This is a genomic window from Chitinophaga sancti, from assembly GCF_034424315.1.
Classification (GTDB): Bacteria; Bacteroidota; Bacteroidia; order Chitinophagales; family Chitinophagaceae; genus Chitinophaga; species Chitinophaga sancti.
This window is the reverse complement of sequence record NZ_CP139972.1, coordinates 2,665,944-2,686,957: the sequence shown is the minus strand read 5'-3', so window position 1 is coordinate 2,686,957 and position 21,014 is coordinate 2,665,944. Positions and strand designations below refer to the sequence as shown.

The 21,014-nt window shown below is 41.6% G+C and carries 24 protein-coding genes and 1 tRNA gene; 9 read left to right on the top strand and 16 right to left on the bottom strand.

Going from position 1 to position 21,014, the window contains the following annotated elements:
- Positions 1-248 precede the first annotated feature (248 nt).
- The 4 genes from U0033_RS10225 to U0033_RS10215 are packed head-to-tail and all read left to right on the top strand — an operon-like array spanning position 249 to position 2,786.
- On the top strand, positions 249-494 hold the full coding sequence (locus tag U0033_RS10225) for a cupin domain-containing protein (RefSeq protein WP_218163968.1): 246 nt from the start codon (positions 249-251) through the stop codon (positions 492-494).
- Positions 495-523: 29 nt separating this feature from the next.
- A complete protein-coding gene (locus U0033_RS33290) occupies positions 524-730 on the top strand; it encodes a carboxymuconolactone decarboxylase family protein (protein ID WP_072356832.1) in 207 nt (68 codons plus the stop codon).
- An 11-nt stretch (positions 731-741) separates the two neighbouring features.
- The gene (locus tag U0033_RS10220) at positions 742-1,605 is read left to right on the top strand and encodes a DUF3737 family protein (protein ID WP_072356833.1); all 864 of its coding nucleotides are present in this window, start codon (positions 742-744) and stop codon (positions 1,603-1,605) included.
- 5 nt (positions 1,606-1,610) lie between these two features.
- Entirely contained in the window at positions 1,611-2,786 is a 1,176-nt protein-coding gene (locus tag U0033_RS10215) for a MalY/PatB family protein (protein WP_072356834.1), read from the top strand.
- A 188-nt stretch (positions 2,787-2,974) separates the two neighbouring features.
- On the opposite strand, the gene U0033_RS10210 is transcribed toward U0033_RS10215, so the two are convergent.
- The gene (locus U0033_RS10210; protein WP_072356835.1) at positions 2,975-3,871 is read right to left on the bottom strand and encodes a helix-turn-helix domain-containing protein; all 897 of its coding nucleotides are present in this window, start codon (positions 3,869-3,871) and stop codon (positions 2,975-2,977) included.
- A 220-nt stretch (positions 3,872-4,091) separates the two neighbouring features.
- Here U0033_RS10210 and U0033_RS10205 point away from each other — a divergent pair, with 220 nt between their 5' ends.
- Both U0033_RS10205 and U0033_RS10200 read left to right on the top strand, forming a co-directional pair.
- The gene (locus tag U0033_RS10205; protein ID WP_072356836.1) at positions 4,092-5,258 is read left to right on the top strand and encodes an NAD(P)-dependent alcohol dehydrogenase; all 1,167 of its coding nucleotides are present in this window, start codon (positions 4,092-4,094) and stop codon (positions 5,256-5,258) included.
- A gap of 13 nt (positions 5,259-5,271) precedes the next feature.
- Positions 5,272-5,394 (top strand): hypothetical protein, encoded by a 123-nt coding sequence (locus tag U0033_RS10200; RefSeq protein ID WP_262487746.1) that lies wholly within the window; start codon positions 5,272-5,274, stop codon positions 5,392-5,394.
- Between the two features lie 280 nt (positions 5,395-5,674).
- On the opposite strand, the gene U0033_RS10195 is transcribed toward U0033_RS10200, so the two are convergent.
- Positions 5,675-6,244 (bottom strand): lysophospholipid acyltransferase family protein, encoded by a 570-nt coding sequence (locus U0033_RS10195; protein WP_245801703.1) that lies wholly within the window; start codon positions 6,242-6,244, stop codon positions 5,675-5,677.
- 379 nt (positions 6,245-6,623) lie between these two features.
- Positions 6,624-7,295 carry a uracil-DNA glycosylase gene (ung, locus tag U0033_RS10190; protein WP_072356838.1) on the bottom strand — a complete coding sequence of 224 codons (672 nt, stop codon included), beginning with the start codon at positions 7,293-7,295 and terminating at the stop codon, positions 6,624-6,626.
- Between the two features lie 105 nt (positions 7,296-7,400).
- Here ung and U0033_RS10185 point away from each other — a divergent pair.
- From U0033_RS10185 to U0033_RS10175, 3 genes are all read left to right on the top strand, one after another.
- Positions 7,401-7,474, top strand: a tRNA-Arg gene (locus U0033_RS10185).
- A gap of 72 nt (positions 7,475-7,546) precedes the next feature.
- A complete protein-coding gene (locus U0033_RS10180; protein ID WP_143150582.1) occupies positions 7,547-8,926 on the top strand; it encodes a tyrosine-type recombinase/integrase in 1,380 nt (459 codons plus the stop codon).
- 122 nt (positions 8,927-9,048) lie between these two features.
- A complete protein-coding gene (locus U0033_RS10175) occupies positions 9,049-9,300 on the top strand; it encodes a hypothetical protein (RefSeq protein WP_072356840.1) in 252 nt (83 codons plus the stop codon).
- Positions 9,301-9,370: 70 nt separating this feature from the next.
- Here the strand turns inward: U0033_RS10175 and U0033_RS10170 are convergent, their stop codons facing one another.
- From U0033_RS10170 to U0033_RS10110, 13 genes are all read right to left on the bottom strand, one after another.
- Positions 9,371-9,676 carry a hypothetical protein gene (locus U0033_RS10170; protein ID WP_072356841.1) on the bottom strand — a complete coding sequence of 102 codons (306 nt, stop codon included), beginning with the start codon at positions 9,674-9,676 and terminating at the stop codon, positions 9,371-9,373.
- A 124-nt stretch (positions 9,677-9,800) separates the two neighbouring features.
- Positions 9,801-10,328, bottom strand: a complete 528-nt coding sequence (locus U0033_RS10165; protein WP_072356842.1) for a glycoside hydrolase family 73 protein — start codon at positions 10,326-10,328, stop codon at positions 9,801-9,803.
- A gap of 11 nt (positions 10,329-10,339) precedes the next feature.
- On the bottom strand, positions 10,340-10,891 hold the full coding sequence (locus U0033_RS10160; RefSeq protein WP_072356843.1) for a hypothetical protein: 552 nt from the start codon (positions 10,889-10,891) through the stop codon (positions 10,340-10,342).
- Complete coding sequence (locus tag U0033_RS10155) at positions 10,881-11,333, bottom strand: bacteriophage holin (RefSeq protein WP_072356844.1); 453 nt, start codon at positions 11,331-11,333, stop codon at positions 10,881-10,883. Before U0033_RS10155 ends, U0033_RS10160 begins: the two co-directional genes overlap by 11 nt.
- A gap of 1 nt (position 11,334) precedes the next feature.
- Positions 11,335-14,751 (bottom strand): SGNH/GDSL hydrolase family protein, encoded by a 3,417-nt coding sequence (locus U0033_RS10150; RefSeq protein ID WP_072356845.1) that lies wholly within the window; start codon positions 14,749-14,751, stop codon positions 11,335-11,337.
- 5 nt (positions 14,752-14,756) lie between these two features.
- A complete protein-coding gene (locus tag U0033_RS10145; protein WP_072356846.1) occupies positions 14,757-15,104 on the bottom strand; it encodes a hypothetical protein in 348 nt (115 codons plus the stop codon).
- Positions 15,105-15,350: 246 nt separating this feature from the next.
- On the bottom strand, positions 15,351-16,052 hold the full coding sequence (locus U0033_RS10140) for a hypothetical protein (RefSeq protein ID WP_143150583.1): 702 nt from the start codon (positions 16,050-16,052) through the stop codon (positions 15,351-15,353).
- Complete coding sequence (locus U0033_RS10135) at positions 16,024-17,427, bottom strand: phage portal family protein (protein WP_072356849.1); 1,404 nt, start codon at positions 17,425-17,427, stop codon at positions 16,024-16,026. The genes U0033_RS10140 and U0033_RS10135 overlap by 29 nt, the downstream gene beginning before the upstream one ends.
- Positions 17,428-17,439: 12 nt before the next feature.
- Positions 17,440-17,733, bottom strand: a complete 294-nt coding sequence (locus tag U0033_RS10130) for a hypothetical protein (protein ID WP_072356850.1) — start codon at positions 17,731-17,733, stop codon at positions 17,440-17,442.
- Between the two features lie 18 nt (positions 17,734-17,751).
- Positions 17,752-18,321 carry a hypothetical protein gene (locus U0033_RS10125; protein WP_072356851.1) on the bottom strand — a complete coding sequence of 190 codons (570 nt, stop codon included), beginning with the start codon at positions 18,319-18,321 and terminating at the stop codon, positions 17,752-17,754.
- A gap of 43 nt (positions 18,322-18,364) precedes the next feature.
- Positions 18,365-19,387: a hypothetical protein gene (locus U0033_RS10120; RefSeq protein ID WP_072356852.1), complete on the bottom strand. Its 1,023-nt coding sequence runs from the start codon at positions 19,385-19,387 to the stop codon at positions 18,365-18,367.
- Positions 19,388-19,415: 28 nt separating this feature from the next.
- Positions 19,416-19,793 carry a hypothetical protein gene (locus U0033_RS10115; protein ID WP_072356853.1) on the bottom strand — a complete coding sequence of 126 codons (378 nt, stop codon included), beginning with the start codon at positions 19,791-19,793 and terminating at the stop codon, positions 19,416-19,418.
- A 42-nt stretch (positions 19,794-19,835) separates the two neighbouring features.
- Positions 19,836-20,942 carry a head maturation protease, ClpP-related gene (locus tag U0033_RS10110; RefSeq protein WP_072356854.1) on the bottom strand — a complete coding sequence of 369 codons (1,107 nt, stop codon included), beginning with the start codon at positions 20,940-20,942 and terminating at the stop codon, positions 19,836-19,838.
- Positions 20,943-21,014: the final 72 nt, after the last annotated feature.

Here is a 21,014-nt window from a genome sequence, read left to right as displayed (position 1 = left end):
CGGCTTTTAACTTTTGCTTTTGTGAACCGTACAAACCAGGTTATTATAAACAGCAGTTAATGGGATTTCAGTAAAACTGGTAAAAACACCAGTAGTATATATAAAAGTATTAGGTCTGAATTGCAGGAAATTTGTACCACGAAAACACAATTATGACCTTTAACACAAGGATAGTTCTTATCCTGACATTTTTCTTTATAGGAAGTATAGTGCTACAGGCATGCAATTATTCTAAAAATAATCAGCCTATGACAACGGTACAGCAAAAAATTTTCCCAACTGGAAGCCGGTTACCCACAGAAGACTTTACAGGTAATGCTTATTTGACTATGTTGCTGAAGAACGATAAGAACAACGAATTCTCTATCGGCAGTGTCACATTTGAACCTGGTGCCCGAACGAATTGGCATATCCATCCCAAAGGGCAGGTATTGATCGTTATTGAGGGGGCAACTGTTTCCGAGGAAGATTATACAGGTGTAAATGCAAATTAGATGATTAATATTAATTGTACTCATGCTAAGTGGATCTGACACGTCAGCAGGAAAGCCTTGTAGCGATTTCCTTGCTGACAGCAACAGGGAATTTGGAAGAACTAAATATTGCGTTGAACCTGGGTCTTGATGCCGGGCTTACTGTAAATGAGGTTGAGGAAGTACTGGTACAATTAAATGATTTACCTGGCCATTTGAACTTTTTTTCATCAGGAATGGCAGTGTTAATTTTGTAAGCAATTAGTTTATGAGTTTAGAAGTTGTTAAAGGAGTATTTTTTGAGGGGGAAAGGCCGCTATACGGATCAAGGCATTTAAGACTGGAACAGGTTAAAATATACCCCGGTGAATCCGCATTAAAGGAATCTTTTGATATTGAAGCGGTAGACTGTTACTTTATGGGTAAATATCCTTTCTGGCATAACACCCATATCCTCATCAGGCAATGTGTTTTTACTGTTTATAGCCGTGCTGCAATTTGGTATTCAAAGGATATCAGGATGACCGACACGCTGGTAGAAGCTCCTAAGATGTTTCGGGAAGTTGACGGACTTTATTTGGAGAATGTAAAATTTCTTAATGCGGCAGAAACTTGTTGGAACTGTCGTAACCTTGAACTGCACAACGTTGAAGTACGGGACGGGAATTATATTTTTATGAACAGTGTCAATATTAAAATTGACGGGATCAAATTACAAGGAGATTACTCATTCCAGGATGCAAAAAATGTAGAGATCAGAAATGCGTATTTGGATTCGAGAGATGCTTTCTGGAAAACAGAGAATGTAACTGTTTATGATTCTGTTATCATTGGCGAGTTTTTGGGGTGGCACTCGAAAAACCTGCGCTTGATTAATTGTAAAATAGGAGGTTCTCAGCCATTGTGTTATGCGGTTGACCTGGTGTTGGAAAATTGCGAACTAATGGATGATTGTGATCTGGCCTTTGAATACAGTACCGTCAATGCAGATATAAATAGCAATATTAAAAGCATAAAGAATCCATTGGGGGGAAATATCACGGCCAATGGTGTGGGTGAGATCATTTATGATGAAAATTACAGGAATCCTGGTGAATGCAAAATTTACGTCAGGAACCTCGTTAATAGTTAAGCGTAATGAAATATTATTTTGACGAGATCATACCCCGAAGGCATACTCATTCCGTAAAATGGGATCAGGCTTCGCATGTTGAGATGTTGCCAATGTCGATTGCAGATATGGATTTTCGTACTGCGCCTGCTGTAATTGATGCTTTGCAAAGAAGAGTAGCGCACGGAATTTTTGGGTATACCAGGATATCAGATACATATTTTCAGGCAGTAGTCAACTGGTTTACACGCCGGCATCAATTTGCCTTAAACAAGGATTGGTTGTTGTATACTACAGGTGTAGTGCCTGCTTTATCGGCTGTTATTAGAGCATTGACACAACCCGGTGATAAGGTGATTGTTCAAACTCCGGTATATAATTGTTTTTTTTCTTCTATCCGGAATAATGGTTGTGAGGTTGTTTGTAATGAGCTTATTTTTAATAATGGGGAGTACAGAATAGATTTTGCAGACCTGGAAGAGAAGGCAAAAGATTCAGGTGTGAAATTATTACTGTTGTGTAGTCCACATAATCCGGTGGGTCGTGTGTGGAACCGGGAGGAACTGATAAGGATCGGTAATATCTGTTTAGAACATGAGGTCATGGTTGTGGCTGATGAGATACATTGCGACCTTGTTTATGAAGGCTCGAAGCATGTACCTTTTGCTTCCCTGAGTGAAGCGTTCTTATTGCATTCAGTGACTTGTATTGCACCTACCAAGACATTTAATATGGCAGGTGTACAGGTAGCTAATATATTGGCAGCTGATAAGAATGTTCGTTTGCTGATTGACCGTGCACTGAATATAAACGAGGTGTCTGAAATCAGCCCTTTTGCCGTTGAGGCATTGATAGCTGCTTACAATGAAGGGGAAGAATGGCTGGATGAGCTGATTGTTTATTTACAGCAGAACTATAACTATTTGCGGGGATACTTTAATCGGTTTTTGCCCCAATTATATGTGTTACCATTAGAAGGTACCTATTTGGTATGGGTAGATGTCCGGGCATTGCAACAATCTTCCCGGGAGCTTGCTCAAAAATTGTTGACGGAAATGAATCTCCGGGTCAATGAGGGTACAATATACGGTGATGCAGGAGAAGGGTTTATACGGATTAATATAGCGTGTCCGAGACAATATCTTGAAGAAGGCTTATCCAGATTGAAAGCATTTTTGACAGGGGAGGTGGGTACGGGTTAAGTGTACGTTTTACGAACAGAACGTATGCCAGGAGGCATTATCCTGATTATGATACAGCCCCTTTTGTCTGAAAAGCCCGTTGGTGAATGCTGCCTTTTATGGATGTTTTTATTTAGGTGCCTGGTGGAAATAGTTGTCATTTTAAGAGATTCTCAGGGCTTTATTTTCCCCCTATAGCTCTTCAGTTTTTAATTCGCGTTTCTGAATTCATTTGGTGTCATGCCGGTCTTCTGTTTAAAGAATCGCGTAAAATGCTGTTGATATTTGAAGCCCAGTTCATCTGATATTTCACTAAATGATTTTGACGTTTCATAGATTTTGGTTTTAGCCTGTTCTAACAACCTGTTATGGATATAGTCCAATGCAGTGTTACCTGTTTCTTTTTTGATCAGATCCCCGAAATAATTCGCAGACAGATGCAGCTGTTCTGCACAATATGCGACATTCGGTAATCCGGATTGTTCTGCCTGATTAGAGGAGAAGTAATCGTCCAGCAGCTTTTCAAACCTTGTTAATATATCCTTGTTGGCATTACTGCGGGTAATGAACTGTCTGTCATAAAATCGCATGCAATTATTAAAAAATAGTTCAATGTTTGAAACTATCAGCGTTTTGCTATGTTTATCTATGTTCTGGTCAATTTCTGCAGATATTTTTTCCAGGCAGTCAAGGATTGTTTTTCTTTCTTTTTTGGAGAGGTGCAATGCTTCATTCACCTCATATGAAAAAAATGTATAGTTCCTGATAGTTTTGCCCAGGCTGGTGCCTTTGATAAGATCGGGATGAAAAACCAGGGCATAACCGGATGGCACCACAGGTATTCCTTTACTATCTATGCCGTACACCTGTCCGGGAGATAGAAACACAAGTGTACCATCTTCATAATCATAAGGTTGACAACCATATGTCATATCTCCACATTTGATATTCTTATAGAATATACAATATAGGCCCAGGTAATGACGGAAGCTGATGATACCTGGTACTTCACTAAAATTTACTACGCTGACTAGTGGATGACGGGTGTCTACACCTATATATTCGTTATACTGTCCTACAGTCTCAATTTTATTTACTTTTTCCATACAGGAACAAATTTACCAATCCTTTGGAAATATAATTACCAACCAGTAAAAGTGGTAAAAAGTTCTGTGTCTTTTATAAAATGCCTGAAAACTTCCTGGTCGATCTTTGTGATATGGATTATTACCATGGTGAACAGGAAGGTACAATTTGATTTAAATCACAGGGAGGAGTTCATTCCTCTTAATAAGCTTACTACATTCTTCAATCAATATTTATCCAATGAAAGAAAATAAGCACTATTCAAGGAGAAATTTTATTCAAACATCAGCAGTGGCAGGTGCAGCATTAGTGCTGGCTGACCCATTGCAGTTATTTTCAAATGATATGAGCGCAAATATTAAAGCAAAAGGTTACGCTGGAATGGGCGAGCAAGGCAAATTGGTTCCCTGGAATTTTGAACGTCGTGCTGTTGGTGATAATGATATCCTGATAGCAATCAAATACTCAGGAATTTGTCATTCAGATATTCATACGGTGAGAGGGCATTGGGGTAAGCAGCAATACCCTTTGGTTCCAGGGCATGAGATAGCTGGCATTGTAATGGCTGTTGGTAAAAATGTAACAAAGTTTAAAATTGGTGATAAAGCAGGTGTTGGTTGTATGGTGGATAGTTGCATGGAATGTGAAAGTTGTAAACATGGGGAGGAGCATTATTGTGACAGGCATGAGACTGCTTTTACGTATGGATTTCCGGATAAGACTTCACCTTCCGGTATTACACAGGGAGGATATGCAAATAACCTGGTAGTTAGAGATCATTTTGCTATTCGCATTCCGGATAATATTGACCTGCAGCATGCTGCTCCTTTATTATGTTCTGGTATCACAACTTATTCACCCTTGATCAAGGCAAACTTTAAAAGAGGGGATAAAGTCGGAATTGCAGGTATTGGCGGGTTAGGGCATATTGCTGTAAAGTTAGCCGCGTCAAAGGGCGCTGATGTATACGCGTTCACTACCTCACCGTCCAAAGTAGATGATATTAAGAAATTTGGTGCGAAGGAAGTGATTGTTGTAGATAGCCTGGATAAACTGAAACCATATTATGGAAAGCTGGACTTTTTATTGTCCACGATCCCATATGCATATGATATTAGCTTCTATGCCAATGTTGTGAAGCCATATGGTACTATGACGCAGGTAGGGATGCCGATTGGTGGGCATATCACAAGTGATTATTTTCAGATGATGGGCAATCGTGTCAATATCAATGCTTCAATGATCGGCGGGATTCCGGAGACACAAGAAGTGATGAATTATTGTGCAGATAATAACCTGTTACCAGAGATACAGATTATTCATGCAACAGAGATCAATGATGCATGGGAGAAAGTTGTGAACAAGGCGGCACGCTATCGTTATGTGATTGATGCGGCAACATTTTAAAATTTATATTTTTATGAAGGACCAGGTAATTTTTGTGACCGGTGGTGGTAAAGGGATGGGGGAAGCTGTGTCGCTGATGGCAGCTGAGAGAGGTGCCAAAGTGTGTGTGGCTAATACTCCTCCCATAAATATTTAGAGTATTGGGTTTGAATTTTGCTTAAAATAGCAGGACCTATAATATTTTGACTGGATTATTATTATAAAAAAGGTAAGCCGAAAGCTTGCCTTTTTTTATGTATTTGTGCTGAATTAATTATATCCGGCCTCAATGCCACAAGCTTTTAATCTTTGTCAATCTTATAGTGTAGCGCATCATACCTGGAATATTTCTCCAGATGTACATATGTACTACCCGTTTATGATTAACATAACACTGGTTTGTATTTTTGACACTAGCCAGGCCCGAAAGATATTTTTTATTGCTCCTGATAACGATCCCACATGATTTTAAAGACTTTTGTCTTGAGTTCATCTACATCATCCATCGTGTAGCCAATGGTAGGTACTGGTGGGAGAAATTCCATTTTAACGGCATGGGGCCAGGCAAAAAAGGCTTTACCGGCAGGGAGTATTTCTCTTGTGCCCCAGATGACAGCCGGTAGAATAGGCCGCTGTGTTTCGATAGCGAGAGAAAACGCGCCGTCATAGAATTCCTTCAGTGGTTGTCCTGTTTTGTTCCGTGTACCTTCAGGATACAAGAGCATATGGATGCCATTTTCCAGCACTTCCTTCATTTCCACAAAGCTCTGTTTGCGGCTTGCGGGGTCTTTGCGATCAACCAATACGCTGCCGATCTTGTACATGATACCAAAGATGGGGGCTCTTACCATTTCTTTTTTCGCGAGACTTTTATGTGTACCAGGAATGCCTGCGTAAGTGGCGGGGATATCCATGAAGGAGTTGTGGTTACAAACAATAATATAGGCGTGCCCAGGGCCGAAATTTTCCCTGCCGCTGATGCGGACAGGGCAACCGATCAGTGGCATCATAAGGCGACACCAGAGACGGCCTAATTTGACAAATTTGCGTAAGCGGATTCTTAGAGCGTAGAATGATACCAACCACATTGGGAGTAGGAAGATCAGCATGAATATGATGAAGATAATCAGGACATATAATGCGTAGACTCTGCCGACCAGATTTTTAAGCCCGTTCATAGAAAATATTTTGTTCCTTTTTAGGTACGGAACATAAATATAATTTTTTTACACACATCTCCATAATGGCTTTCCTTTTCTTGTGAAGGGCGATTACGGAGATGTGGGCTATGTGGAACTTAGGATTTCAGTGCTATGTGTTTTTGATAGTATTAGCTGGGTTTTGATCCTTATTGCGGCATTCCGCTGATTTTCCCGGCTTTCCTGTTTACAGGCGCCAATCTACAGGTTCAATACCTGCTTTTACCAGCAGTTCATTCGCCTTAGAGAAGTGGCGGCAGCCAAAGAAGCCCTTATCCGCACTGAAAGGTGAAGGGTGTGCAGCTTTCAGAATATAGTGTTTGGTTGCGTCGATGAGCACTTGTTTATCCTGGGCAAACCGGCCCCAGAGGATGAAAACGACATCTTTCTTCAGATCTGATACCTTTTTGATCACTGCATCTGTAAAGTTTTCCCAGCCGGCTTTAGAATGTGAAGCGGGTTCATTTGCGCGAACGGTGAGGAACGCATTGAGGAGCAGTACACCATGATCTGCCCATTTGGTAAGGTTTCCACCCTGAGGGATTGGCTGCCCGAGGTCGGCATGGAGTTCTTTAAAAATGTTTACGAGGGAAGGGGGAGGTTTGACGCCATCCTGAACAGAAAAGCATAAACCATGTGCTTGTCCGGGTCCATGATAAGGGTCCTGACCTAATAAAACAACTTTCACTTTATCGAATGGAGTTTTCTCGAATGCATTGAAGATAAGGTTGCCCGGAGGGTAGATGGTTCGGTTTAAAGCCTTTTCCTGCTTGAGAAGTAGGGCAATTTGTTCAAAGTAAGATTTCTGGAATTCATCTTTCAAAACGTCTTTCCAACTAGCTTCAATTTTAACGTCCATATTTTTTTTAAAATTTTGAATGGCAAAAATTTGTTTTATAAAGGGAATTTTCACTAGATTTGCACTCCCAAATGAAGCGGTAAAGATACGAGAAATTTGGAGAACGGATCGGTAGCTCAGCTGGATAGAGCAGCTGCCTTCTAAGCAGCAGGTCATTGGTTCGAATCCAATCCGGTTCACAAGTAAAAGCCTTACTGAGTAAGGCTTTTACTCTATCACACTTTCATTAGTCTTATAGCTTTTAGTAAAACGTGGACGAAAACGCGGACACTTTTAAAAAAGCTATTCAGATGATTCACAGAACAGACGGCTGTCGCTACAGTGAACTTAACTTCTTCCCCAGTAACTGGAAAACCACTACTTCCAGTTCTTCTCTAAAGAAAATTTGGCGAATCGAATACACTTTTTATGATCCAAGCATGAAAGATAGGTATCCCAATGGGAAAGCTGTTACCATTAAAGGTGGAATAAACCGTGCTAAAGATCTATCAAGCCGCCGCCAGCTGATGCAATATCTTATCGATGTAGAATTAGATTTACTTGAAAATCAATTCTATAACCCTATTACAAAAACGATACTTGAAAAAGAAGCTGAGAAGTCAAGAGAAGGTGTTATTGACGAGAATACCCCTTTCATTAAAGCATTAGAACTTGCTTTAGAATCAAAGGTGATGGATGGCGAGGCGAAAAAGGATATAAAAAACAAGATCCCCCATATAGAGAAAGCGGCAAGGAATATAAAATACAAGGGTGCTGTAGTTGCAGACATGCCAATTTCCTCAATTTCAAGAAAATTAATCAGACTGGTTTTGGACGAGATTGGGAATAACAAGGGTGATAGGTGGACCGCCAATAATTTTAACAGGTATCGCACTGATTTAAGAACCATTTTCATTGAATTGAATGAATTAGAAGCGATGGAATCAAACCCTATGGACGGTATTCGAAAGCGAAAGGGCATTAAAAAACAAAGGGAAACACTAACATCAGAAGATCGGAAAAGAGTAGACAATCACTTAAGAGAAAACCATTATACCTTTTGGCGTTTTGCCAGGATATTCTTTCATTCTGGTTGTCGGGAGAGGGAATTATTAGGCGTAACCATTGAGAACGTCAATTTAAAAGAAAGATGGTTTAAAGTGATGGTCAAAAAGGATAAAGAAAGCCGGTGGGATAAGAAAGCTATTGAACCAGGTGCGTATAATCTTTGGAAAGAAGTTATTGCAGAGGCTGATAAATTACTCTTAGAAAACAGGAATAATCCGAATCTCTCAAAGAGTTGTGTGCCAGGTGGAAAGCCAGGAAATCTCCTATTTATTTTCTCTGAGGCTCTTAAACCAATGTTTAGGGGTGGCCCTATTCGTCAGGAACAAATTTGCCGGAGGTGGAATAACTATGTGAAACGGCAACTCGGGATCACAGCTGATTTCTACTCCTTAAAACACTCTCGGACGTCTGAGGATATAAATAGCGAGGTCAGAAAAGCTATAAGGATAGCTACCAAAAAAGCAGCGAGGAAGAATGGGCATACGTCGACTAAGATGGTAGAACAGATTTACGACACACAAAGCAAAGATCGATTATTGAAGATTAAAACAAAATCAAAGGCTCATTTTGCACCGGAGGCATAGGCCAGCAAGTACATTTTAATATTTGATACTCTTAAAAGTAAACAGATACACTTTATCTAAAAAAATATGCTAAAAATATTAGCATCTAATTTTACATTTATATTTTAGATAAAACGTGCAACATGGAAAAGAAGAAATACAGGTTTAGAAAAATGTACTTTATATGTGATAACAATCAAGTAATTGCGGCAAACATAGCTATGACCTGTGCCTATCAATTTAAGGATGACGCAGTTCAAATCGCGAAGCAAAGAACTGGTCATTTCATTTGGGAAAATCAAAGTGAACCTGTGCCATTGAGGAAGGTTGAAGGGTTCTTTTTAGTTCACGAAACGTTGTTTGATGAGATATTAAAACAATTCACAAGGGAATAGCCCTTTAATATTCAAGAATACCTTACCAAAAAATAGCTGATCGGATGTTTTTTGGTAAGGTATGAAGTATCTATTTAGCGACAGAAACGTATTGCCAGTGGCCATATTTAGGCACAATATCCTTCAGCAGCTTATACGCTTCTTCCTTCTCTTTATTGTTCTCTACATCCTCCCATGTACCTTTGATGGTCAGTATGCCGCCCTCATTGAGTTTGAAGAAATTATCATCGCTAAATCGGATAACTAACAATTTACCCTCAACAGTAGCATGTACCGAAAAGTCTTTTTTAGCCTCATTATAGGCTGATGCTACACCGATCAGATAAATACCTCTTACACCCAGTTCAAGAACTGTAAACGCTATTTGCTTTTTCATGATTATAGTTTTGTACATGCAAATTGCTTATTCGATATGGCATTTCTTTACGGTTAACCGTAAACATTAAAAAAGCCGGGTAAATACCCGGCTCGTTACACATCAACCAAAATCTAAATTGTAGTTATTTTTTCTGTCCAGGGAGAAATTCCTTAAGACCGCTCATCACATCCTTCCACAGCTTAGCATAACCAGGACCTGTGGCGTATCCAGCAGCTGCCACAGCATCAGCGAATTCATATGGCGTCTTTGCTTGTAATGCCATTGCATACCGGGGATTATCGTGAAAGAATTTTCCATGGTCGGAAAAACCCTCTGCAACCGTGTCATAAGCTCTAAAATAGTCATTCACAATCCATTCATATTTTACCTTCCCCTTATCATCTTTAAATTGAGTGACAGAGTGAACATCAGGAAATATGTGCTTCTTCCGGTCGTTATCACTGAATACCTCTCTTGTCCTAAGAGTTTGACGTTTACCTTTCCAGGATTTATCCGCCTTGATGCCGAAGAAATTATTACCTGGCGCTTTCTCACCCCAGCTGGATTCAATCGCGGCCTGGGCAAGTGTGGCCAAAGCGGGAATTTGTGTTTCTCTTTCACACAGCACAGCTCCGGGATAGTATAATTTAAAGAATGTTGATTTTTCCATTGTTAGATTTATTAAAATATTTTTTTTAAATACAGAAAAACGAGTAGCAGAAAAACTATTACCACGATCGCTACTGTGCCTGCAGCATTGAAGCGAAAAACATCTTTGTCAGTTTTTGTTACTGTGGTTGTATGTATCACAGATTTACCTTCTTTCTGCTTATCTGATATTAACTCTTTGGTAGAAGTCTTCCGGTCGATAGGTACGTTAATAGTTTGCGCCTTGGCAATCGCGTTACTGTTTATATCATACCCGATCACCTTTCCATCTTTTACTTTTGGCTTCACTGTAGTAGTCAAGCGTTGTGTATTTGTCTCAACTGTCTGCCGGTATTCAGAGGTATCAGAAGAAGACATTGTACCAGAAGTATTAGCAGAATCAGGTTTAGTTGTCACTGGTACAGCTGTTTTTTCTTCAATAATTGTTTCCTTTTCGTAGGAATGGTCCTTTGAACTGGTGTCTATGGATTGAGCATTACTAACAGATTTCTCTTTGGCCTTCCTGACTGTTGCACAGGAGCACATGATGGCCAGCAAGGCCGCCAGTATAATTTTAATTTTCATCGATTAACTTTTTACCTGTTTCTGAATGAAATTTTTGTAGATACTTTAGGATAGAACCAGGCAATACACCAGGTTCGATTTCTGCTACATTCTCGAATATGCTAATGGCCTCTCGAACCATTATAGCAGAGAATACCACATTGTTGAGGAATGAAAAAGCAACTTGCGGCGCTCCACTTATAGTGAATTTTGTAAGGGCAGATGTCGCTACAAGCAAGCATGTATAAATGAGTAGTTTTTTCAACACCATGCCAAACCCTTTGCTACTTACTTTTTTCTCCATTACTGCTTTGGTAAACCCTAAGAGTGTATCTACCGATACGATCACAAAAAGGAATTTTAAAAATTCCCAATCGCTATACACGTATTTCTCTATCCACCAGACTATTGGCGCCACGATCCATCCAAATTTGATGTAAATGAATACTGTTTTAGTTGACATACTATACAAGTTGTGCCGATACATAACACACGTGGAGTGGCCATGTATGATTTTTGTAATTGGTTTTATCGATGATGTCGGCAGGATCACGGTGCAGTATCAGGTCTATGTCTCCTGCAAATGGAGGTACAGGAATTTCAAAGATTGCCAAATTCCATCCAATGTCTGTAGGACGTCGGAGTGTTGTATTCCCGTAACCAGTGTTGCTATTCAAAGACAAACAAATAGTGCCGAAATCATAACTATCCGTCGTGATCTCGCGAACAGTTGTTGTAAAAGCCGTCTCTGAGCCGGCAGGCAGATATATCTTCGGGAATAGCCGATTAATGACCTTTACGACAAGCTTCCTGTATCCATTGGCGGAGTTGTCAATGGCAATGGATGCTCTCATTGTACCCGGCATATCCTCAGTATCATATTTTAAAGAGATGTGAGATCCGCCACTGCCACCTGCAATTGTTGGATAGTCTTTGTACCCTGTCGGCATTTGCTCAATTACTGCTGCTCCGTTGAGTGTCCACCCCGAACCGATTGCATCTACTGCTGTAGTGTACATTTTTTCTGATCCGGTACCAGGTAGTGATATTGTCCTGGGAAAATCACGCTTATCTGTACCGCCAGTAACATTAATGATCAGATCTGTGATACTGAAGCCTCCTGCCAGGTATCCAACCAAATGGAATTTATCGTATTCCAAGTATTTCTGCAGGTCGATACCTTCCAGCGTGATCACTTTGTAACCTCCATCAGTGCTGGCTGTTAAAGAAACAAAAGCCCCATCAGGCTTATTAAGCTGGCTTAAAAAGGAGTAGCTATAATTGATGTTGCTGTCGAAATGATCAAAAGTGATAGATGCCGGCCCCGATCCAGAAATTTTGGTCAGACTTCCTCCTGCATAACTGCCGGAAGTTGCTGTAGTGGGGAAAGTGAATATCAGCAGATACCCGAATCGGGGATCATACGTTTTACCTGTGTAGGTTAATGTAGCTGGGCTTCCAGAGATCAGTATTGAGGGTGCACTATAAGTATCACCAACAGTTAATGCAGTAGCATCATATGTAGCTTTGTCCAAATTAAATGCAGCCTGATATTTACTGGAGTCTCCCCAGGTAGTATTACTACGAAGATCCTTTACGTACCAGGAAGGAGCAGCGGTAGTAGCGATCTTAATTTCGATTTTAGTTGGGCGAATAACATCGATAACAGCACTCACGAGCATATAGTCAGCGAAGGAAACGGCAGATTTACTTATCAGAGTACCATACTCATTAGTATTGTCAACCCTTGTGTAGGTTTGATCTAACTGATCCATCTTTTGATATGAGTTATCCACTTCATTCAAACTGTTTTCTCCAGAATTGAGTTCAATCCATTTCTTCACCCTTTCAGTATTTAACTCAAAATTCAGATCATTGATCGTTGACGGCGCAAAGGCAGAGCGTTTACGAAATAGCTTGATGGACTGACGAGGCCTGCGAATTTGATTGAAGTAATACAGCTGATTGACAAACTGATATGCATTTACCCTGGTTCCTGGATGACTTGCCCCCCAGAAACCAGCAGGTACATTGATCCTTAAAATTTTATCACCGTATGCTCCTGCAGGTATGAAGAAACAATCGTACTCCTTCGCAATGTCCGCAATCAGGCTTTCGATCCAGGGCTTACCAGTAGTAATGTGGTCGGTAGATAGGACCAATTGAGCCCCATTGGCTTTTGCAAACTCAATAAATGAGCGCATTTGCTTGATGTACAAGTCAGAGTCGTATCCCCACAATGTCTCATTCCCAATATTGCCTATCCAAATCAGCGAACCGTTAATAGCTTGAGGAGAAACACCGAAGCGAGATGTGTTATTACGGAACCGATTCAGTTCATCGATGATCCGGTTACCTGATTCTCCAAAGTTATAAACTGTCCAGTCAAGATAGTTAGCCAGCTTGTTCACCCAGCTCTTATTCTTGATCGCATAAGCACTCTCCGTATAGGAGCAGCCGAAAATGAGCAGCTTGTCAGCAGAAGATAGTGTAATAGACTTTGCAGTTGTACTCAGCATGTCCTTTGTCACAATTTGCTTGCCTGCGATAGTAGCATTAGTATCCAAGTACTTCGCCAGTATATCACGACTGTTGATCTGATTAGCTACGGGAGTTACTGTATAGGCCTCATAAGCTAAAGCAGAAGACCCGATATTAATCATGGCGCTATCATAAACCGATGTAGTATTCACTGAATCTTTTACAGTAAATACAATATACTCACATCCAGCAGGGGCTGTAAAAGTGAATGGTTGTGATAAAATTTTGGTTCCAGGGTTTGTAGTCAGTTTTGTTTTACTGATATCGGCAAATTGAATTGCCTTACTCGTAAATGTAACCAGGCCGGAAATTGTATATGTTTCACCTGGAGTTGTTTTAATAAATGGGGAATGCGTCCAGCCTGTAGCTGTTTGGATGTCAAAATTTGATACGCTGATATATTTTCCCTCAACCACAGCGGCTTTATTAAACAAATTATTACCGACCATATTCGAATAACCAGGCATCGCGTAAGTAGCATCAGCATAGTTCTTAGGTATAGGGGAATTACCAATAGGAGTGCCCAACACCTGAGTGTTGGAATCAAGAATGCCGGCATAAACGGCTTTTGTCAATATCGTTCCAATCGTATCGGTAGAACTATATGCTTCGTAAACGGTAGGTGCAGAACCTATCTCAATTTGAATAGTATTCAATCCGGACAAGTCTGCGTCGCTAGTCCAGCGAATAGTTGTTTGGAAATACTTTGCGTTCGTAGGGATTGTCAAAGTACCTGACGTTGCAGGCAAAGCCGCAAACGATAAAATTGCACTGGAAGCATCCAACCACCTGTAGTACTTTGAGGCTACTGCTGTAAAGCCACTAAAAGATAGCTGAGTTGCGCCGGTAGGTAGTGAAATAGCTTTTGACACAGCAGTATTGGCAGCTGATGATAGGGCTCCGTTGCTGACGCTAATATATTGACCATTTATGTAGTCAGCCTTATTAAAAAGGTTCTTACCGATGATCCCTTTGGAAACTATCGAGGAAGCCTGAAGATAACTGGTTAGGTCAAGTGGAATAGTAACCTTAGTATAAGCAGTGCCATTGTCCACCAGGAAAGCAGCCTCATTTGCGTTAACAACCAACCCACCGAAATTGGTATAGGTACCTGCTGTCGATGTAATCCACATGCGCCCCCCCGCCACAGCCCCTGGATTAGTTGTCGGGCCGGCGTCACCCTTAAATGCCAGCGATCCGAATGCTACTTGGGAAAGTATAAGATCTGCCGCGTCATAAAACCGCTGTGCTATGTCTGCATTAACGATACTCCCCTCAGCTATTTTATCACCTATTGAGGATTTAACTGCTGCTTTAAAAAGTTCGATAGCTGTTGCCATGTGCTTTAGTTGAATTTAGAATCGAATGTGTTAGAGAATACCCCTCCGAAAACGTGAATTGGGTTACCGGTTACCTTTGAGGGTGGCGATTGTCCGGGTTTGAGTTCTAAAACAAAGGAGAAAGGCCCGTACCCTCCTGTTAATTTGCCTTTGACAGCGTTAGAGGGTGCGGCATTCCACAAAGCGACATAGGCTGCCTTATCCGTAGCTGTTCCTACATCATTACTGTTTATATCCAATACTAATACAGGGTAGTGATCAGGTTCGGAATCAGCTGCAGTCAGCATTTTTACCACCGTCTTATTTAAAGGCGGAGTAAGAAATAATTGATAATAATCGTAGTTGCCTTCCATAATTACCATTTTCCGATGGGGCAATATTCGTTTACAACCAGGCTTTTCTCCTGGCATGGGCAACCGCACTTAGTACATCTAAGCTGATGGACATAATTGCCTTCGCCGTTGATGATTTTGAGAACCTGAGATGGTTTAGATTCAGCGCAATTACCGCACTGCTTCATCCTTAGCTCAGATAGTTTTGTTTCAGCTTCTGAGGAGGGGATGAGCGAAAACCTCTTCGCCCAACCGATAACGATATTTTTAATCTTCATAGCAGCCACAATTTGAAGAGTTATCAATTTCATCATATACGCTCAAAACAATGTCTGATTTGCGCTTATACGCCACTCCTTTACTATCACATCCACATTCCTTCTGATATAATGGATATTGTATTTTATACCGGCAAATCCACTCATGCATTGCTTGAGTGAGTGGATCAATGCGGTCCATCATTTTTTTATCCATCAACCATTTTACAGAGCGTAATTCCGGAGACACCTCTCCTGTGGTATTCATTGGGCCTGCAGCTGGCACTGTATGTATTACCCCTGCTGATCCGAATTGCACAAATGATTCCGGAGTGGCACCCAACATCACGACTTCCGCAGTCAACTTCCACAGGTGCTGCTTCCAAAGCTTCAGGTAATCTGCACTCAGAAACTCAAAGGCATTGACGATATCACCAATCGCCAAAATAACTTGCTCGCTGCCTGCCGGCAAAGAACTATTAACTTGATCCTGCAGAGTATCCTTATTATCCGCAGTAACGGTTTTATTCTTCTGCAGTATCAGGTCATAATACAGGTCATCAGAAAGAGCAGGACGGATAATCCTTTCTTCCGCAATGATTATGGACTGTTCGATCGTCCGGGGATCGAGAGTGTGTTTTGTAGGAGCATGGAAGATCACCTCATCAGTGGTGATCAAAACATCACGCATTAGTGGGTTGATTCGGTACATCTTGGTTGTTTTGTTGTTTGCCTTTCAGTTCTCCCAGGTACATGCCTCCTTTTTCTGTTTTGTCACCTGGTAGTCCTTTAGCTTCCCTAACTTCATTCACTGTCACGGCTGGAGTAATATCGACGTCTGTCAAGCCAGATATATCAACATTACTTTTGATCGCCAGCTTGTATTTTGACAAATCCCACCCCATCCATGCGCTGGCAACTTTAAAAATGGTAGTCCAAACATTATCCATCAAATCCTGTTGGGCAGGTAGAATCACATTTTTGTTAATGTGCTCGATTATCTTAGTAAGAAAACCTGATCCCTTCCCCATGGTGCTCGCAGACTGAATGCCGGCAAGTACAGCATCCCATTCATTAGCCAGGATAATTTTTTGTGTCCATTTGTCATCGGCTTCTGAAAAACTACCATCCTTCGCTGTATCAAAGGTGTGTAGGTCAGAACCTTCTATCCCTTCCTCACTGGCTACTACCATTACACGGCCACGCTTACCGTCACCAGTATGGGTCTGGATTGCCTTCTTACCAATCCTGTCGGCTTCCTGCTGACTGAGATTTCCTTTCAAAGCAAGTAATGCACTTACCACCATGTTGTTTTCGAAGTTGTCCAGGTTATACCTGGCTCCTTTGTATTCTAACAGCTGGTAAATCATACTGGCAATGGCCGAAGGAAGACCGTAATATGAATATCCTGATACGGGGTTCTTATGCCAGATTAATGTCCTTTGAACCCCTTTTTCATCCTTAAACCAATTATCTTTTTCAGATTGGCGAGGATTGTATAGGGGTAGTTTTTGGGCCCTTTTGATTTCATCTGCTGAGAGATACCCTTTTTGGCGAAGAAACAATTTAGACTGTATTGCATATGTGATGATATCGTCTTCATCGGGAGTGCCAAGCCGCCATTCAAGAAAATTATGAACATAAACATAGAAGTACTTTTGACCTGCTGAAGTAAATCTAACCAGTTCAATTGGAACGTTACCCCATGTAAAAAAGTCCTCAAAGTTCTTTTCTACCAGCGTAGACGCTGGTTCGTTCTTCTTGTTCATTGAAGCCAACCAATCATTTAATTCTGCAGGAAGCTCTTGTCCGTCTTTATCATAGAACCCTGAGCCTTTGCAATACCTTTTTTTAGAAGTAATACAACGGTTGTGAGTTGTCGACAAAATTCGCGCCTCTAACAACTGGCTGCCAAAATCATCCTTTTCATTTAGGAACGGGATGTACCGAGTACCGTTGACAAATGAGAATGCACGTCCGCCCTCAAAAGGAATTGGATTTTTTGCGTCAATACGCACCTCATTGTTTACCCTGCTGGGCTTCTTTGCAATCGGCTTTTGACTTGTATTCTTCTTTGTAACGGCCATTTCTGTTGATGATTATTCTTGAGTATCTGATGGAGAACTTTCTTGATTATCCTCTGTGTTTTTAGGCAGAGAATTGATTACAGGCAAAAGTGGTAGCACTTTTTGTTTAAGCAGCTGGTCCAGGGGCGGCAGCTCCTCAAAATGATTGAGCAGTGTGGGATCCTGGCTTTGCCGTGCAATAATCGCGAGATCTAAAAGATCATCACGCTGGGAAAGCGGAAGTCCGCTGTTGCCAAAAGCGACAATAGCGGACTCAGACTGCTTTTTGATTTTGATACTGGGCATTTTCTTATTGTTTTTTGCCATACTAAAAATGTTGCAGCATTACATCAGAGCTTCCAATGAAGCCCAGGTACCGGAATACTCGCGCAGGTTACGGGAGTAGTTACCCTTCAGGACGATATTACCTCCATTGAATTCATCGAATACCTTACCGGTACCGCCGTCTGATCCATCCTGGGCAACGATGAATTTAGGGATAGATGCAGCGTTTACGTATTTTTCACCCGCAATGAATATCTTACCAGAGTTCAGGCGAATAGCCAGGCCCAAACCGCAGCAACATCCCGCGGAATCAATTGCTTGCAGGAAGTTGGTCAGCAGATTACTATTTTCTGGTAACTGGAAGGCAAATTCGTGCTCATACTTGGTGGCGCAGCCATTTTTCGTTTGCTTCCACTTCCATTCAGCCTGGTCAGGTTGAAAGTTGACTAAATACATTTTACCCCCGTCCTCTGCTGTAGCGCCTGCGCGTAAGGCTATCGCGCTATATGGAGAGGTTGCAGTTGTTTGGGTAAAATTAAAGTCAGACGGGTCAAATGTGGCGATATCTGAAATACCCCCAGTTACCCCGCCGCATGGTCTTGTATATCCTTGTGCAGTAAAACAAAGCATTGTTTATAATTTGAGTGATTAGAGAAAAACAATCAGCCTCCAGTTATGACCAGGAGCTCAGAGCGATTACAACAAATTCAGGAAGAGCCATTTGGGTACCTGCTTTCAAGAAAAGGCGATAATACCACTGCATGTCTTTTTTCTCATACCAAACTTCCAGCGCGGTTTTACCGTCCTCACCTTCACCATAGTTCTTGTCTGTGGCAAAGACGAAGTTTCCACGTAGTGTCAGAATAGCTGCATGCCCCAAAGAACCTTTCAACTCTGAAATGATAGGTTTCCAGATCTGCTCAACAAGGATAGGAATTCCTTTGTATGACAGTTGTTCGATGCCATTTGTCAGCAAAGTATAGCCCTGAGCAGTTGTTCCTGTGGAAATCAGGTAATCTTCATAACCGGCAGCAATGTCTTTGGATACATAGATAGCCTTCTGACTATCCGCAAACGCTGACATCAATACAGGCTGCTTGTCATACAATCCCTTGATAAGAGTGTATGCGGCAGTAGCATTGGCCGTATAATCCGTACCGTCAGCAATGGAGATTGTCTGGCCGGCAGGGATTACCCCCGCGGTGATGTACTTTTTGATCCATTTGAAGATACCATCAAAGATGTTGGTGCTCCACTGAGCATTGACACCGACAACCCGGTCAACATCTCCGAAATAGGCATTTGACGCAATATCTACGTTCACTGCGCCCTGAAAGAATGGCAAAATCTTATTTCCGAACAAAGGATCATTTGCTCGGAAATCCTTCAGACAGCCTGTGTAGAATTCGTTACGGCAAAACTGAGTTGCGCCGTACACTTCTTCAACAGAGATTTGCCTGGTAGTAGCACCAACTACCTTTTTATAATTGATGTCGCATGACGCATCTCTGCGCTGCAGGATATTTTGCACCCTGCGGATGTCGATAATTGGCCTTTTGCTAACCACATTATCCATGATTGAGAACTCATTGAGAGTTCCTTGAAAGGGGAAACCCGCAGGTACAATATCAGCAAAGGCCGGCTGAATGATCGATTCGAAGAACGCCAGAGAGTCTATGGAAAAAGTTTCAAACATTTTATTTCAGGTTTTAGAATGGGCAGAATTATTTTTTATCCCAGCCGGCGAGATCACCCGCGGCCTGAATCTGGAAAGCGCTTCCATCAGCATGGAAGTCTTTATTTGTAATTACTGTTGCCGTGATATTGAGCGGCTTGCTGAGATTCAGCGTAGAGACATCAATAGTTTTTGCACCACCAGCACCAGTTGTAGTAATTGTGTCACGCTTTTCGTTACCGAATTGGTCGTGCACTTTAACATGCACTTTCTTAAGGCCATCGCCAGACCCATAGGTGGAGCCATCCTGAACAGCAACAGTTTTTGCAGAGGAATCAAAGGTGTAGGATACCTTAGGCAGGAAACTAGCGATGCTGCAATTGTTCTGGCACATTCCGACCAGATTGGCGTTGTCGATTGCTTGCATTATGTTTACGATTGTATAAGTGAGAAAATGATGTGTTAAATCTTAAGCCTTGCTGAAGCTGCCAATGGGTTTAACCTCATCTTTACTACCAGAACCACCGCCTTCATTGGTCGGCTTACCCTTAACGTCGGCGAGTTCAGTCTTCAGTGAGGTATTTTCCGTTTTCAGGTTTGTTACTTCAGTAGTGAGATTAGTGATCTTGTCACCGTACTCTTTCGTTAAAGCATTATGCACCGTATTCTGCACGCTGGTTACCTGGGCTGAAATATGGTTCTCAATTTCAGTGGACATGTCTTCCAGCGGCTTTGTAAGAGCTTCTACGATTTGGTTTACGATGTCAGCCGGCTTGGCATTGTCGTCCGGCTTGAGGCCCTTGAGGCCGTTGAGAAAGTTTTCGAAGAACTTTTTCATATCATTATTTTGGTTTAGAATGAATTGTTGGAGAGAGTTGGCTGGATCACTTACAGGAGGCTGTTTTACAGCCGAGTTATAAGCTGCAAGAACGTCCTTGTTAGAGTATTCCCAGGCATCTGCAGAGAGTAGATTTGTGAATGAAACGTCTTCTGAAACTTGCTTGATGAATCCTTTATCTTTTGCTTCTGGACCGAGCATCCATGTTTCAGCATTCATCATGCTAGTGATTTCCTCAGCACTGAGGCCCGTTGCCTTTGCATAGAAATCACGAATTGCATTATTGAATTGGCGAAGAATTGTGGCCTGCCTTTCCACTTCATTTACATCTCCGTAGGCAAAGCCCGAAGCGTTGTGAATCATGAACCAGCTATTTGCCGACATTTCAGGGGAATCACCCGACATAAGGATATAAGTAGCAGCGCTTGCGACAATGCCTCGGCCAAAAGTGTTGACCTTTTTACCCCTCTTCTTTTCGTCCTGCAGGTAATCGTGCATTGCCATGGCGTCGGTGATCACACCACCAGGAGAATTAATGAATATATTGTAGACAGAAGCATTTGACTTCTGCAATTCTTCTCTGAATGACTTGAAGGATACAGAGGTATCGTCACCAAACCAGTCACGGTAAATCTGCTGGGTTTCGGCATCTACAATGGCGCCATCGATGAATATATCAACCGAACCAGAGGAGGCATTTTGCAGCCGGAAATTGAAAACTTGTACAGGACGCTTCATTGCACAAAAATGCAATCAAAATAAGTTCTCAAGAATCATTTTGAGTTTATCTATGGTAAAAAAAACCACCCT